Source organism: Pseudomonas sp. HY2-MNA-CIBAN-0224 (assembly GCF_040310285.1).
Taxonomy (GTDB): Bacteria; Pseudomonadota; Gammaproteobacteria; order Pseudomonadales; family Pseudomonadaceae; genus Aquipseudomonas; species Aquipseudomonas helleri.
Window position 1 is genome coordinate 1 of sequence record NZ_JBEOPQ010000827.1, and the last position, 243, is coordinate 243.

General features: G+C 44.0%; 1 pseudogene. It reads left to right on the forward strand.

Features of this window, described 5'->3' with window-relative positions:
- A pseudogene (locus AAEZ03_RS28595) lies at nt 1-209 on the forward strand (hypothetical protein); the annotation flags it as partial.
- Nucleotides 210-243: the final 34 nt, after the last annotated feature.

A 243-nucleotide genomic window follows, 5' to 3' on the forward strand; every position in this document is an offset into this window, starting at 1 on the left:
GTCAAGATGTGGTCAACCTACCTGAAGGTACGATAGGCTTTGTCCATATCACAGGGTTTTTATGTATTTCAGTCGTTAGCTTCGCTATGGCAAAAGTCGGTGCCAAGCTTGCCCATGTATTACCTGCGCTGACGCTTAAGCGTGCCTTTGGCATATTGTTATTATTTGCTGGTGGTCAGTTATTGTTAAGTGGGATTGGGGTGATTTAAGTTACTTCTTATCAATCGCATCTAGCCCCAAACG